General features: G+C 36.1%; 1 protein-coding gene. It reads left to right on the forward strand.

Annotated elements, in window-relative coordinates; translation table 11 throughout:
- Window positions 1-565 (forward strand): GNAT family N-acetyltransferase (locus RYX56_RS21120; protein ID WP_317123960.1); only part of this gene is annotated, 565 nt, incomplete at its 5' end.
- Window positions 566-590 lie beyond the last annotated feature (25 nt).

Genomic DNA, 590 nt, shown 5'->3' on the forward strand with positions numbered 1-590 from the left:
TATAATAATTTATCATTGCGTACTATTAGAGGTGATTAGTTTGGAGATAAAAAAAGCAAGTGAAGAAGATATAAAAGCCGTAGCAAGAGTTTATGTTGATGGTTGGAGGACTACATATCACGGTTTAGTACCAGACGATTATTTGGACAGATTATCGTATAAAGAGGCAGAACAAAGGTGGCTTCACTTTTCAAATAATGAAAATGAGCCCTTTATCTATATTGCAATTAATGATGCAGGAAAAATTATGGGTTTTGCATCAGGCAAAAGCATTGATGACGAAAATTTTGATGGAGAATTATACTCCCTTTATCTATTGCAGGAATGTAGGGGATTAGGTGTAGGAAGGCAACTGGTTTCAGCTATTGCTAAGCATTTTAAGGAAAAGGGCATTGCTTCTATGATGGTATGGGTAATGGAACAAAATAAATCTGGGCTTGGTTTCTATGAACGTATGGGAGGAAAGGAATATCTTCGTAGGAAGAGTGGGTTTGGAGGAATGGTAGTAGATGATGTTGCTTATGGCTGGAAAGATGTCTCAGTATTATGTATGGAAGAAGAATAAAACTATACCTTATTGAACTAAAGGG

Source organism: Alkalihalophilus lindianensis (assembly GCF_032843265.1).
GTDB lineage: Bacteria > Bacillota > Bacilli > Bacillales > Bacillaceae_D > Alkalihalophilus > Alkalihalophilus lindianensis.